This is a genomic window from Chitinophaga sp. G7 BAM 1005, assembly GCF_057126945.1.
This window is the reverse complement of the sequence record NZ_CP181478.1, coordinates 1,131,885-1,146,227: the sequence shown is the minus strand read 5'-3', so window position 1 is coordinate 1,146,227 and position 14,343 is coordinate 1,131,885. Positions and strand designations below refer to the sequence as shown.

Here is a 14,343-nt window from a genome sequence, read left to right as displayed (position 1 = left end):
CTGTTCAAAACTTCAAGGTAGATGGTAGATATTTTGCTACCAGGTCTTCGTAATATGGTCTTAATACTTTCCAATCGGGTGGAGTTGGACTCTTGGAGTACAGGTCGTACGGATTAAACAGATCCACCCATTTAAACATTTCTACATCATGCGCATTCATCAGGTGACCGTAAGCATGTTCCCTGTGCTGCGGATAAAAGGAGTGATAGCGCAGCATGTACAGGGCAGGTTCCGGCAAATGATTTTTCATGATCTGGTAAATATATTCATCGTGTCCCCAGCTCAGGTGTACATTTTCCAAACCGCAGTTGGGTTCATATACGCCGTACTTTGTGTTGTAATCCGGGTTGTTGATATCAGGATTATTTTTGAAGAATTCCGGGAAAACGATTTTATCGGAGAAGGCGCAGCCAACAGGGAAAGTATCCCCTACCACTGCCCATTGCGGTTCGCCGAACAGGCATAATACTTTACCCATATCGTGAAACAGGCCGGTGAGCACCATCCAGTCCGGATGACCATCAGCACGGATAGCTTCAGATGTTTGCAGCAGGTGCTGGAATTGATCCAGGTCTGTATCGGGATCGGAATCATCTACCAGCTGGTTGAGAAAATCGAAAGCATCCCATACCGACATTTCTCTTTTATTGAAAGAAAGAAATTCTTTCTCTTTTTCTTTTACAAATGCGTAAGACTGGTACGTATGATTTAACCGGTAAAATTCCCGCACGGTATCGCGTGGAGGCGCTTCATAATTCCGGAATTCAGCAGTGCTTTTTTCCTTGTTGATATTGGCAGGATCAGGATATCGCTCCAGTAAATCATCTTCCCACTGATCCAGTGAAGTAAGTGGTGCAGGATTTGGCTGCCCGTTAACGCTATCCATAATATCAGATTTTAAAAGTTCGTGGAAATACAGGAAAATATCCTGCTCTAAATATGCGATCTTTTTAAAAATCTTCCGCATAATAGAATAACTTTATTTACTTAACCGATTAAGTAACACGGCCGTTATATGGAAAACGTCACCATCAGGATGCTTGCGGAAAGGTTGCAGTTATCTACCGCCACCATTTCAAAAGCGCTGAGCAACAGTCATGAAATAAGCGAAGAAACAAAGCAGCGGGTGCTGGCGCTCGCCGCAGAACTGAATTATGTACCCAATCCATATGCCAGCAGCCTGCGGAAAAAATCCAGTCATACCATAGCGGTGGTCATCCCGGAGGTGGCCGACAGCTTTTTTGCAGAAGCCATCAACGGTATTGAATCTGTTGCACAGGAGAAAGGCTACCATGTGCTTATTTATCTTACCCATGAAAGTTTCGCGAAAGAAGAGGCTATTTTGAAAGATTTCCAGAGCGGACGGGTAGACGGCGTACTTATTTCTGTTACAACGGAAACATCGGCAGCAGCACACGGACTGGCCCAACTGGTGAAAGAAATACCCGTGGTGTTTTTCGACAGGGTTTGTGAAGAAGTAACAGCTGCCAGGATCACCACAGATGACGCCAACGCCGCTTACAACGCCACTACGCACCTTATCGCCGGCGGATGCCGTAATATCGGCCTGTTGTCGGCTTCGAGGCAGCTTTCTATCAGCAACAGGCGGGCAGAAGGATTCCGGCAGGCACTGGCCGATCATCAGCTTCCGCTTACTCCCGCCAGTATTCTCTATTGCTCCAATGAACCCGCAGCTACCCGGCAACTATTGCAAACAGCCTTACAACAAAACCATTACGACGGCCTCATTGCCACCACGGAAAAACTGGCCACAGCTGTTTACCTCGCCTGTGAAGAGCTATCCCTCGCTATTCCCGGCGATGTACAGGTGATCGGCTTCTCCAACCTGAGCACTGCACGCTTTCTGCAACCATCGCTGACCACCGTTTCGCAACCCGCCTTTGACATGGGACACGCCGCCGCCACCGTATTGTTCAAAGCGCTCAAAAGCAGCAGCTTCCCGCTACAGGAGCAGCAACAGGTGATTCCTTCTTCGCTGATTATAAGAAACTCTACAAAGTCGGGGCTATAAACAACTATCCCGCAGCATTTTCATGTACGTAGTGCCCTTTTCGCGGGCAAAACTGATATTACGTTCAGGGATGTTTTCCGGGTGGGGATATTGCTGCAATGCTTTCTCTATTTCTGCTTCCCGCAAAAGATGCAGCATCGGATAAATGGACCTGTTGGTATAATTGGCCGCATCCTCCGGATCGGCGCCGGCAAACTGGTACAGCGGATGAAAACTCGCCAGCTGGTAAATACCGGTGTACTTCTTTTTATAGATCATTTTTTCCACTACCGATACCAGGTCGAGATAATCGCGGAACACCGGAAAGCCCGTGGGAAAAATCAGCAGCGTAGTAGATACCGCCGGTTCGCTGTCCAGCAGCAAACACTCCTGCAACAGCTCATCACTGGCCACCTGCAGCGATACTGCGCCGCTCACCTGGTACCGGATGCTGTTCTTCTTCACCTCCCTGTTTGCAAAGGGACAGAAGTTACAACCGATCACAAGTTCCCTGACCCAGTTCTGAGTTTGTGTTATTACCGTTGCTGCCTGTTCCGGACCATATACCATAGCGGTGAAGGTACGGATAACTATCTTCTGGTGATCACGGTACTGCTGAAGTGATCGCCTACTTTGTCGTGGCTGATCTCATATTGCGCAGCAGGCAAGTAAGATTCGATCATAGGCAAAGCCGGCGCATAATGGTAACTACCGCCGGTTTGCAGCGATGCCAGTATTTCCATATACTTTTTGGCATAACTCATATAAGCGCTGTTGCTGCGCTGATGATGATGCAGAAAATGATTGGAGAAAGAAAGATTGGAAATGATAGTGCCCCAGCTGTTGGGCTCCAGGCGGTATTCCAGCCAGTCGGCAGACCCGAGATAACTTTCCGGCTGTTCAATAAACCGGTCTATTCCATATGCTTTGATACCTTGTTTGCGCAGGTATCGTACCAGGTTGGCATGTTGACCGCAACCGATATCCAGCACAGGACCTTTGATGGTAGCCAGGCTTAGCCGCAGTACAGCTAGTTGCGTGGCGGGTGTATATTCTGCACACACTACCCTTTTAACATGAGGCTCCTGGTCGCTGTTCAGTTCCTTTACAAATGGATTGGTGTGCAGCAGCCACTTTGTTAAGCGTTGCCCATGCAGTTGTTCCAGGTCATCGAAATTGGTTTGTTTTCTTTTGAGGCCGGTAACAATATCCTCCATTAAAGTAACATATACCTCCTTTAAAGATTCGCCGGCAACACCGGAAACATTCATATACTGGTTGGCAGCGCAAAAAGTAAGCTGGGCCTGGGTAGTGAGGTAATTAACCAAACCTGCTGTCAACCCATCCGCGTTCAATTGTAAAATTTCACGCGGATAGGTGGCCAGCAGGAACCTGGTATAAGGCGTCCACGCCAGTGAGGCGCTTTTCCCGCCATAAAAAAGATTCAGTTCTTTATGTTGATCATGTTGTGATGAAATACTTTTTATTATCTCCGGTAAAACATACATACGGCAAAGGTACGCTGCTTTTGGGGGATCATGGGTAAGTAATCCGTACAAACCTGTTGGCGTCACGGTAATCGAACTTCGTAAAGGTGCCTACTACCAGCAGCGACTTCTCTCCCACCTGTGGCAGGATCTGTGTAATACCGCCACTGTTGGCGTTCTGGTCCAGCGTTACGCCGCCAATGGTGTTATACGAAGGATGAATAGCGCCTTTGTTGGTGAGCACAATCATGTTATTGCGAACCAATCCGCTGAACTCAGTAAAGATACCGCTCACAATTACTTCTCCTCCGGGCATTACATGCGCGTTGAACAGGTAACCATTGGAGCCTGCACCTACATTAAACGTGGGATCTACCACCCCGTTTTCGTTGATACGGGCTATGTTAGCGAGTTTAAGTCCGCCGAATGTATTAAACCGGCCAACAATGATCAGCTTTCCGTCTGCCTGGCGGGTCATATTCAGGATGTTCTGATCCGGGCCGGCGCCTGCTGAAAAGGAAGGGTCAATAGAACCATCGGCATTTAACCTGGCAATACGGTTCACCGATTGTCCGTTGTATTTGGTGAAAGTACCGGCAATCAGCATTTTTCCATCGGGCAGGAGGATAGAACGGTTGATATAACCATTGGGGCCCTCTTTACCCATGTGTTTCGCCAGGTCGTAGTTGTAGGTACTATCCAGGCTTCCATCCGGCATTAACCGAACCAGTCCGTTTATCTGTACGGAATCGAGATGTACGGAATCCTGACCGGCAGCGCCAGTGAGGTTGTAGTTGGGTTGTACATAAAAACGGAAGAAGCCTGTGAGCAGGATCCTGCCATCCGCCTGCACATGCATATTGGCTACCTGCCCGGAAATGCCGCCCTTCAGGGAAGACACGGTAATTTCCTTCCCGGTAGGACTGAATATTTTGTCGGCAGCCAGTGAGCCGTTGTTGTTCAGCAATGCAATACTGTTTACAAAGTTTACGCCTTCATAGTTATTAAAGGCCCCTGCTACCAGGTATTTCCGGTCGGCGCCGGGAAGCGCGGCGGCGGTAGCCACAAAGGTATTGGTACCGTTTTTCTTATCCGGGCCAAAAGAGCCGTCTACTTTACCATCATGATTAATCCTGGCCACGCGGTTAAGCTTTCCTTCCTTGCCGGAGTTATCGAAATCTGTAAAATCACCCACTACTAAATACTTTCCGTCTTCCACAGGTATAATATCCGAGATGCCTCCGTTAGCGGCTACTTTACTGGGGAAAAGGGTATCCATTTCGAAAACGCCAATTACGCGGAAGAAAGGACCAAAGAAATACTGCTGGTCTACCTGTGCGGCTACATTACCGGTGGCTGCCTGCGCAGGCACTTTTACGCGCGCGGTGGTATCTGTAAGCGCGAGGATAGGCGCACTCACGCCATTAAAAAGGATGGCCAGTTTATCCTTGTTTTTCAGGAATCCTTTTCCGCTGATCAGCACTTCCTCTCCTACGTGTGCACGGGTTGGACTGATACCATCTTTATTGATATAGATCGCCGGCTGCACCTGTTCTTTATAAGGGTCGTCTCCTTTGGAGCTGATCTTATCTTTGGTACAGGCGCCTAACACTGCCAGCAGCGCTATTAAATACGTATATTTTTTCATACTGAATGCGTTAATGAGTTATTGATTCTGCAGTTCCTGTTCCGCTATTCTGACAAACTCTCCCGGCCGGAAACCGAAGTTGTGCCGGAAACTCAGCACATGTAATACACCATTTGTTGGCTGAATATCGGAGGTCATCACCTGTACTTTCTGATTATTGGCAAAAGTCACCGGATCATAGGTGATGTCTGTGAGCAGCAGTACGCGTGCGCCTACTGCTTCCACGCCGTTGTAGTTCTGGTAAATTAACCCGATGTTGAGGATATAGCCGCTGTTCATCACGTAGTTAATTCCCGGGTAAGCATATACATTCACCGGGTCGATACGCGCAAATTTATTGGCGGTATACTTCCCTTTGAGCATGTACATACCCAGGAATTTCTTCCATACTTTAGGGGGAATATCGGCCAGCTTCACGCTGTCTTCCACCATCCGGTAACGGTATTCGTTCAGATCGTCGATCGCATCCACGATACTCTGATCTGTTGGCGTAAAGAAAGTAACGGAATCGTTCTGCAACATTTCTTTCAGCCCGGCTTTTTCTACTACATAGGCCACGGTATCAAAGAGGTCCGGGTTCTGAACCAGGTATTCGTAAATGGTTCCTTTATAATGCGGATCTGCGATACCGCTGTCGATATAGTAATCTTTTTTACAGGAAGATAACAACAGGCCTGTTATCAGCAGGATGCCGGCTATGGGCAATAGCTTTCGCATAGTGAATATTTTTTACAGTTATTGTATCCAGTATTGATTTCTGGTGACCAGTGGATTATTGTTTACTGCGGATGTGGCTATAGGCCAGGTCCATGCGCCTTTCTCCATCAGGTCTGGTGTGAGCGGATTTTCCGTCAGGGTTCTGTCGCCGATCCTGCCGGTGCGGATGAGGTCATACCACAGATGTCCTTCTCCCATCAGCTCCTTTTCCCTTTCATAGAAAATAGCCGTTTTCAGGGGCTCTCCACCACCGCCGGCGTACAGTTTTGCACCTGCCCTGTCGCGTACCAGGTTCAGCATCTCTATGGCTTCGCTGTTTCTGTTACCCAGGTTGGCCAGTGCTTCTGCTCTCAGCAGGATTACATCTGCATAGCGGAACAGGATGAAGTTGGCGTCGTAGTCCCTGGTAATAGGATTAGTGATCGCAGAGAATTTCAGGAACATCGGTTTCTTTTCTCCTTTGGAGGCATAAGGATCATCAAACCACAGGTCCAGCCTTCTGTCAGATTCACCACGGGGATATACCCTGTCGAGGTGCCTTACCATCGGGGTAATTTCGCTGTTACCGTTCAGTCCATCCCGGATAATGGGATCGTGCAAGGTCCACTGACAGATGAGATAGTGGAAAGCGCCCCCATAGTTGGCATCCAGCGACAGTTCAAAGATGCCTTCTTCAGAGCGGCCTTTGAAAATGGTCTGGAAGGTTTCTTTGGTGTAAGGCAGCAGTTTGTATTCGTGCAGATCCATCAGTTCTTTGATCAGATCGGCAGTTTGTGTCCAGTATTTTTGTTGATTGGCGGGATCAAAACCGGCGCTCCACATATTGATATGTGCCATCAGCGCCAGTGCAGCGCCTTTAGTACCACGTACGGCCCTGTTGGTAGGATCATCGTAGGAAATCACCATATCCTCTTTGCATGCTTCGAGATCTTTGAGACAGAAGTCCAGCACGGTCAGCATTTTTTCACGCGGCCTCAGCGTGATATCATACGGGTCTGTTTGCAGGGGCACATCTCCGTACAGGCGTGTCATATAGAAGTAGATGAAGGCGCGTATAAAACGGGCTTCTGCTACCAGGGCTTTCTTCTCTTTCGAGCTGAAGGCAGGATCTTCAATACCGGGTATCCTGTCGATACAAAGATTGGCAGTAGCAATGGCCTGGTAAAACAATCCCCAGTCCGGGATATCTTCAATACCATCGCCGCCGGCCTGCAGCAGGCGGTTGGCCGCCAGGTTGCGGAAACCGTTCTTATCAAACCAGTTCCAGTTACCGGGCCGGAAATCGCCTACATTATATACAACACCGTTGGTGAACTTCTGCAGCAATTTTGCGTAGGCGCCATTGATGGCCTTCTGTGCGTCGCCTCTTGTTTTCCAGAAATCCTTTCCGGAAAGTGTATCCAGTGGCTTTACTTCCAGGAACTTCTTACAGGAACCCACTCCCAGCAAAAGGCAGAAAAGTATTCCTATTTTAAACCAATGTTTCATCTGAAAATAATTTAAGTGTCATTAAAATTGAGCGCCTATACCGAATGTCAAACTGGTGGCATTGGGATATCCGTTGATATCGTCCCTTCCGAGTGAGGTCACGGTTTCAGGATTAGGCCCTGTATACTTTGAGAAGATGCCTACGTTGTATGCCGTGAGATAAGCACGCAATACACGCAGTTTTAACCGCTTCATAAAATCAAAATCACGGAACTGGTAAGCCAGTGTGATCTGGTTAATTTTGAAGTAGGAGCCATCTTCCATGTACAGGCTCTGATCCAGCCTGTTAGGCGCTACCTGTGCATCGTGATCAAAAGATCCTACGATGGCAGGATGCGAAGCCTTATCGCCCGGATTTTTCCAGTAGTCAATCTGATTGATATCATACAGGTTGATAGGGCCGGCGGCGGTACCGTCTGTACTCAACAGTTGGGGATACTGCAGGCGGTAGATCCTCGCGGCAATAGCATTGTTGAGGATGCTGCGGTCTGCCAGGAAAGTACAGTTGATATTGAGCGACAGGTTCCGGTAGCTCAACGTATTATTCAAACCACCGGTGAACATGGGTTCGGGGTTACCCATAATCATGTAGTCCGCGCCATCCAGTGCGTAGTCGCCGTTCAGATCTCTCCAGATAGGATCTCCTGCCTGGAAGTATTGCGTACCAGGACCTTTAAATGCTTTGTAACGTACGCCCCTGATGGGATCTACCGGTACGTCTGAGGTATTGCTGTATACGCCGTCTGTCTGGTACATGTAATTGCTCTGCGGATTTCTGCCCACTTTCAATGCAATGCTCTGGTAAGTGTTCTGATCCACTGCTATAAAGAGCTGCGAACCTCCCGGTAATTCCGTGAGCACGCCTTTGTTGTAGGCGCCGTTTATTGAAAAGATCCACTGGAATCCTTTAGGATCACGGTTCATAATGGGGCGCGTGGTGATGGACAGCTCATGGCCGTAGTTCACAATAGCGCCACCATTCACCTGCATCTTACCATACCCGGTAGAATTGGGCAACGGGATATCCCGTACCAGATTGTAGTTGTTTTTATAATAAGTATCATAGATCACTTCCAGGCGGCCTTTAAACAAGCCCAGGTCTACCCCGAAGTTGAACTGCGAAGATTTCTCCGGTTCCATGTAGGGGTTAGCCAGTATATTGTAGTTAGGATTGATGGACACGGCGTTGTTGTAATTTTTCACACTTTCATAAGCACCCAGTGAATTGAGGATGGTAGCGGTAGGGCGACTGTTAACCCCATAGGTTACACGCACCGATCCATAATCCAGCCAGTTCCAGCGCCGCATCAGGTTTTCCTTATTGAAGTTCCAGCGTACGCCTACAGATGGATTTTTCGTATAGGGGTTATTGATACCTGCAGAAGAGTTTCCATCTAACCGGTAAGCGAGATCTAATACATACTTGGTGCGGTAGTTATAAGAGAAGAATCCTGCCCATGACGCCGCATGATACACATAAGATACCGGCGTACCGTTTACGTTTATTTCATTCGCATTGTTCCAGGGGTTACCGGGATAAAACCTCGGGGAATAACCACGGGGGCCCCAGTAATAATCGTTCGGACCATTGCGGATGTCTTTCACATGCTGGTCATCTGATTTGATGTTTATTTCACTGAATACGCTGGCATATATGTTATGGCTTTTCTCCAGGTCGGACGGTCTGCTGCTGTAGCTGTAGTTCACGCCGTTCCTGGTGTTCAGCTCATCATGGCGGCCTACGAAACCGTACAAACCGGTTTGGTTGTTATTGGAAAACGATTGGTTAAACCGGTCCCTCGTATCTGTATAGTAGTCGTAAGAAGTAGTGGAGTTGATACGCAAACCGTTGATAATTTCATAGTCCACATCCACGAAGCCGCGGATATTGAGGGTGTTATTATCGTCTATGTTATTCTCATATCCGCTCAGCTGGGGGTTGCCTACAAAGGTAGAAGGGCCAGGCATCAGGGAAGAAGTGAAGGAATTTCCCGCACCATTATTGGTTAATCCACCGCCGTTACCACGTTGCTTCTGACCCAGTGCGCTGAACAACTGTGCGCCGATACGCAGCTTCTTGCTTGGCTGCATATTCAGTTGCATGTTCAGGCTGTATTTATTAAAGCCGGTATTTTTCAATACGCCCTGGTTCATCTGGTAAGCAAAGTTGGCCTTGTAATTCATCTTCAGGTTACCTCCGCTGATCTGGACGTTGTTATTGGTATTTAAAGTGGTCTGGTAAAATAATCCCTGCCAGTCGGTAGAATTATTATAAAACGCATTCAGGCTATCTGTCAGGAACTGGGAATTGGGATCTCCCAGTATGCTGCGCGCCTGTTGTGCATCCCGTGCATTTTTCATGATGGAGTTAATACGATACCTCCGCTCTGCATTACCACCGATGGTAGGCCGCAGATTTGGCGGCAGATTCACAAACAAACTGCTGTTGATGTCAATGATCGGGGTAGGTGAATTACCACGTTTGGTGGTTACCACAATTACGCCGTTGGCGCCGCGGGAACCATACAAGGCTGTAGCCTGTGCATCCTTCATTACTACGATGGACTCTACGTCTTCCGGTGGAATCAACGCCAGCGGGCCGGTGGCTGCGCCGGGTTGTAACATCGATTGAGAAATACCGCCGTCGAAATCTACCGGTACGTTGTCAATTACCAGCAATGGATTATTACTGGTGAGATAGGCATTATCACCACTGCCGCTTACATCCAGCTGGGAAACCCCTCTCACGGACATGGTACCACGAAAACCCGGCGCACCGGAATTGTTCTGGATATTAAGACCCGCAATTTTACCCTGCAGCAATTCCTGGATATTGGATACCGGTACGTCCTGCAGCGCTTTTCCGTCGATCACACCGGCAGATCCGGAGGATGTTTCTTTGGTACGCTTCTGGTAACCGATGATCACCGTTTCTTTCAGTGATTTATTTTCCGGGCTCATGGTAATATTGAGCGTGGTTACCTTTCCTGTTTTAACTGTTTCCAGGCGGTAGCCGATGTAGCGGAACTGGATGGTTTTATCCGGTTCCACGGAAATGGTGAATCGCCCGGTGGGATCGGTAACACCCAGTCCTTTATTATTTTTTATATCGATGATGGTTACGCCCGGAATACCCTCTTTCGAAGCGGCATCCGTCACCCGGCCTTTGATGGTAACAGCCTGCTGGGCATATACCGTGCTGCCGGCTCCTGCAAGTAACAGGAATAGAACAACCAGCGTATGTATGTACCGTTTTTTCATGGCACTAATATTTTAATGTTTCAGAATACAGTTACCAGTTTAATCGTTGGTAAACTTGGGATTTACTTTAAACTTGAAGATCACGTCCCAGCTGCCGGGTTCAAATACGGCAAAGCCATAACCGATACCTGCCTGCCGGCGGATACCATAGGAAACCCGCTCATAGGTGAACATGATGCTGGCTTTTTCATTAATGCCTACATCGGCCAGTACCGGGTATGGGCTGGTTACATCCCAGGTAACAGTGGCACTGTCTGATGAAAACTTCCGGTTAAAGCCAAAATTCACATTGAGGCCGGCGGTGTTGCTGTAATATCTCAGGCTATCCCATTTGGTAACATTAAACTTCGACATTTTAATAGGTAAGGAATCCTGATCATAAAATTTAAATGTGAGCGTATTCTTCGTGGTACCTGTTTTAACGAAGTATACATTTACCTGGTCGCTGTTAATGGCGTTGTTCTGCATATCCTGCACGTCTATTACGGTAGGATGGTTGTAAACAAGGTTATTGGTATTAGACTCTTTCTTTTGCAGACCGGTGATATCATCAAATTCGTAAGGCTCATACGGGCGAGGACGGCGGAGGTCCAGCTTTCTTTTCTGGAAAGTTTTCTGTCCGCCTTTGTTCTTCACGAGGATATCGAAAGTGTAGATGCCCTGTTTTATTTTGGAGGTATCAGTGGCCCAGAAAACAAGATCGCCCGAGGTGGAGCGCATGTCCAGGATTGGCCTTTTTACCTGGATGCGTTTAGCTTCAATTTCCGCCACAGATTTTTCGGTGCCGCTGTAGTATTCTTTCCATTGCCAGGTGTTCACTTCTTCCAGTAATTCCGGCGCGGGCATACCATCTGGCCGGGCAATGTTCTTCATTTCAAAAGTGAGTGGCTGTGTTGAATTATCCGCGTTGAATTTTCCGTAGAACACATTGGTACGTCCAAAATTAGCCTGGTACGTATCCCCGTCGAAGTTGGCGTTGTTGCTGAAGTGTTCTTTCTCATCCGGCAACAGCTGCTTGTAGCAGCCTGTTGCCATCATTGCCAGTGTGCCGGCTATTAATAGCGTATATACTTGCCTTTTCATTTTTATGGATTTATTTTGGTGAAGATGAGACGGTGCAGGTTAAGATTTGCTTTCTTGATCATCACTTTCATCAGGTGTTTTCCTGCGGGAAGATCTGCCGTACCAAAGGCTCCCTGCCAGGTTTGCCAGCCGCCGGTACCCTGTATCGGAATATCTTCACATACCCTTACTTCATCTATCAGAAGATAAATAAGACCACCGCCATTACCGGCAATCCTCAGTTCCACTTTATACTTGCCGGCTTCTTTGATGTCAACGGTATAGCGTACCCAGTCGCCGTCGCTGGTCCAGCCAATATTGTAGTTGCCACCAGGACTTGTGGAAGCATCTCCCTGCGAACAGTTTTCAGTGCCGGGATCATCAGGACGATAAGTATGACCGCCATTGGGATTACGGTAATCGTAAGCCACTCCTTTGGGACCTTCATCATAATCCGCCGCGTTTACGATACCGGGTATTTCAATCGGGTAGCCCAGGTATGGCCCCTGCAGCGGTTCCAGCGATTTGGGATAGGCTTTTCCCACAAAGGAGGTGAAACCAAATACATGCCTGGTTTCCAGGATGTGCATCAAACCATTGGTAGATTTGATATCCACATTTTGCGTGAGTGCAATGGACCAGTCTTTTGTAAACCTCGAATCATTTTTATCGCTGTACTGCAACACTGCCGTACCGGCGCCCACTGCGCCGGAAGCATTGGTGCTGGCTGTTTTACCGTTCATCTCATGACCGTATAAAGATTCCAGGTCGCTGCCATCCGCATATCTCAGCGAATCAGCAGTTACCAGTCCGCGTACAATGTAGCGCCGCAAAAGGCTGTCCCATACTTTAAGCGGAATACTGTCCAGCGTCCAGTTGCCTTTATCGCCAAGACGTTCCCTGGAAAAATTCACGTTCCTGATGGCAGTAGTGATGCTGTTATCCTGCGGAACAAAAAAAGTGACCTGTTGACTTTTAAGCGTATCGGTAAGCTTTACGCGGTCTATCAGTAATAGCAGGGTGTCGTATAATCCTCCCTGCTGTTTGAGAAAATCATAAGTACTTACTTTCACTTCCGATACGGGCTTTGCATTCCGGTAGTCCTGCATCCCTTTTTCGCATGCAAAACAAGCCGTGACAGCCAGTAGTATTAGATATTTTTTCATGGCAGTGATTTATTATTTCCAGAAAGAATTTTGAACCAGCGCGCCATTGTTGGACAGCGCTTCCTGCGATAGTGGCCACAGGGCCGCTCCCCTGTCTACATCAGCCTGTGTAAGCCTGGTATATTGCGGGATCTTTTTAAAGTGTACCAGGTCGTACCAGTACCAACCTTCACCCATCAACTCCCTTCTCCGTTCCAGCAAAATGGCATCCAGCAGCTCCTGGCCGGCCATAGCTACGTTTACATTTTTGAGTGCGCGGGAGTTACGGATCTGGTTCAGGTCTTTTTGTGCTTCTGCTGTTTGTCCTAACCGGGCTTTGGCTTCTGCACGCAGCAGGTACAGCTCTTCATAACGGAATACGATAATACAGGACGAATACATTTTCAACACGGGGTCTTTCACCGCGCCATTGATCTGTTTCATCTTAAAGAAGATGGGATAGGTTTCCTCCATTTTTGTGAAGAAGTAGGTAGGCCGTTGTTCGCGCGGTTCACTGTAAATTTTAAGTACACTGTCTTTCGGCACATAAATTTCAGACTCCCTTTTCGGGATATAAGGTTCGCGGAGGGTCCAGTCTTCCAGCTGACCGGTAGAAGATATTTCCGCGTGGTCAAAGTTCATATCTATCTGGAAGATATTGGCCCCGATACGTCCGCGGAAAGCGCCATCCAGCCGGGTAAGATCGTTCAGGCTCACAAAGCCGTAACCGGTGTTCGACTGGTTATTGATCACGGTGTTGGCATACTCGAGCGACTTATCGTACTCTCCTTTCCAGTTATAGATATGAGCGAGCAGCGTGTACGCCATTCCTTTGGTGATGGTGATGGAGATGTGATGCGATTCGCCCTGGCCGCGGTAATCGCCCTGTTGTTCCGGCGACTTGCCATTGTATTTCCAGGGTAAACCATCAATACAGGCTTTTGCTTCCGCTGCTGCAAAGTCCAGTACTTTGTCCGATTTTTCACGGGCAATCGTTTTTGACGTCCCATCAGACGGAGCAGTTACCAATGGCACATCTCCCCAGATCCTTACTATATAATAGTACAAAAATGCACGGATGTAAATGGCCTGTGCGCGGTCCAGCGTCATCTCGTTTTGTGAGTAACGATAGTCGGCAGCAGTTACCTGTGGTAATTTTTGTATCGTAAGATTGCATTGCGCAATGGCTGTATAAAATCTTCGCCAGTCGCGCCATTCTTCCATTGTAGAATAACTGGCGTTCAGGTTATTTTCCACTACCGCACGCAGATCACCGCGCTTGGTCGACTGGAAGTCGCCTCCGCGCAGGTCCCCATACACCCAGTGCGCGTTTTCATTTGACATGGCAGCGCGCATCAACGCATAACAGGCAGACAATCCCGCGCGTGCATCATTTTTAGTCTGCCACATATTTTCTTCTGTCAGGGCACGATGTGATGGCACATCCAGCATTTTTTTACAGGACGGCATACTTACCGCCAGTAATAGTATCAACCCTATCTTTCTCATGATCTTGTTTTTTAA

General features: G+C 48.0%; 11 protein-coding genes. 1 reads left to right on the top strand and 10 read right to left on the bottom strand.

Annotated features, from left to right (window positions below; all coding sequences use genetic code 11):
- Positions 1-4: 4 nt before the first annotated feature.
- The gene (locus ACMXI2_RS04595) at positions 5-886 is read right to left on the bottom strand and encodes an inositol oxygenase family protein (RefSeq protein ID WP_079470001.1); all 882 of its coding nucleotides are present in this window, start codon (positions 884-886) and stop codon (positions 5-7) included.
- Between the two features lie 129 nt (positions 887-1,015).
- On the opposite strand from ACMXI2_RS04595, the gene ACMXI2_RS04590 reads away from it, so the two are divergent.
- Positions 1,016-2,032: a LacI family DNA-binding transcriptional regulator gene (locus ACMXI2_RS04590; protein ID WP_483780527.1), complete on the top strand. Its 1,017-nt coding sequence runs from the start codon at positions 1,016-1,018 to the stop codon at positions 2,030-2,032.
- Here ACMXI2_RS04590 and ACMXI2_RS04585 read toward each other — a convergent pair.
- The 9 genes from ACMXI2_RS04585 to ACMXI2_RS04545 are packed head-to-tail and all read right to left on the bottom strand — an operon-like array spanning position 2,027 to position 14,328.
- Positions 2,027-2,581 (bottom strand): DUF1415 domain-containing protein, encoded by a 555-nt coding sequence (locus tag ACMXI2_RS04585; RefSeq protein WP_483780526.1) that lies wholly within the window; start codon positions 2,579-2,581, stop codon positions 2,027-2,029. The genes ACMXI2_RS04590 and ACMXI2_RS04585 overlap by 6 nt on opposite strands.
- Positions 2,582-2,601: 20 nt before the next feature.
- On the bottom strand, positions 2,602-3,519 hold the full coding sequence (locus ACMXI2_RS04580; RefSeq protein WP_483780525.1) for a class I SAM-dependent methyltransferase: 918 nt from the start codon (positions 3,517-3,519) through the stop codon (positions 2,602-2,604).
- 28 nt (positions 3,520-3,547) lie between these two features.
- Positions 3,548-5,146 carry an IPT/TIG domain-containing protein gene (locus tag ACMXI2_RS04575; RefSeq protein ID WP_483780524.1) on the bottom strand — a complete coding sequence of 533 codons (1,599 nt, stop codon included), beginning with the start codon at positions 5,144-5,146 and terminating at the stop codon, positions 3,548-3,550.
- Positions 5,147-5,164: 18 nt separating this feature from the next.
- Positions 5,165-5,863, bottom strand: a complete 699-nt coding sequence (locus tag ACMXI2_RS04570) for a fasciclin domain-containing protein (RefSeq protein WP_483780523.1) — start codon at positions 5,861-5,863, stop codon at positions 5,165-5,167.
- Between the two features lie 18 nt (positions 5,864-5,881).
- Positions 5,882-7,351 (bottom strand): RagB/SusD family nutrient uptake outer membrane protein, encoded by a 1,470-nt coding sequence (locus ACMXI2_RS04565; RefSeq protein ID WP_483780522.1) that lies wholly within the window; start codon positions 7,349-7,351, stop codon positions 5,882-5,884.
- A gap of 21 nt (positions 7,352-7,372) precedes the next feature.
- The gene (locus tag ACMXI2_RS04560; protein WP_483780521.1) at positions 7,373-10,612 is read right to left on the bottom strand and encodes a SusC/RagA family TonB-linked outer membrane protein; all 3,240 of its coding nucleotides are present in this window, start codon (positions 10,610-10,612) and stop codon (positions 7,373-7,375) included.
- Between the two features lie 39 nt (positions 10,613-10,651).
- Positions 10,652-11,695, bottom strand: a complete 1,044-nt coding sequence (locus tag ACMXI2_RS04555; protein ID WP_483780520.1) for a DUF5007 domain-containing protein — start codon at positions 11,693-11,695, stop codon at positions 10,652-10,654.
- A 2-nt stretch (positions 11,696-11,697) separates the two neighbouring features.
- On the bottom strand, positions 11,698-12,840 hold the full coding sequence (locus ACMXI2_RS04550; protein ID WP_483780519.1) for a carbohydrate-binding protein: 1,143 nt from the start codon (positions 12,838-12,840) through the stop codon (positions 11,698-11,700).
- Between the two features lie 12 nt (positions 12,841-12,852).
- Entirely contained in the window at positions 12,853-14,328 is a 1,476-nt protein-coding gene (locus tag ACMXI2_RS04545; protein WP_483780518.1) for a RagB/SusD family nutrient uptake outer membrane protein, read from the bottom strand.
- Between the last annotated feature and the right edge of the window lie 15 nt (positions 14,329-14,343).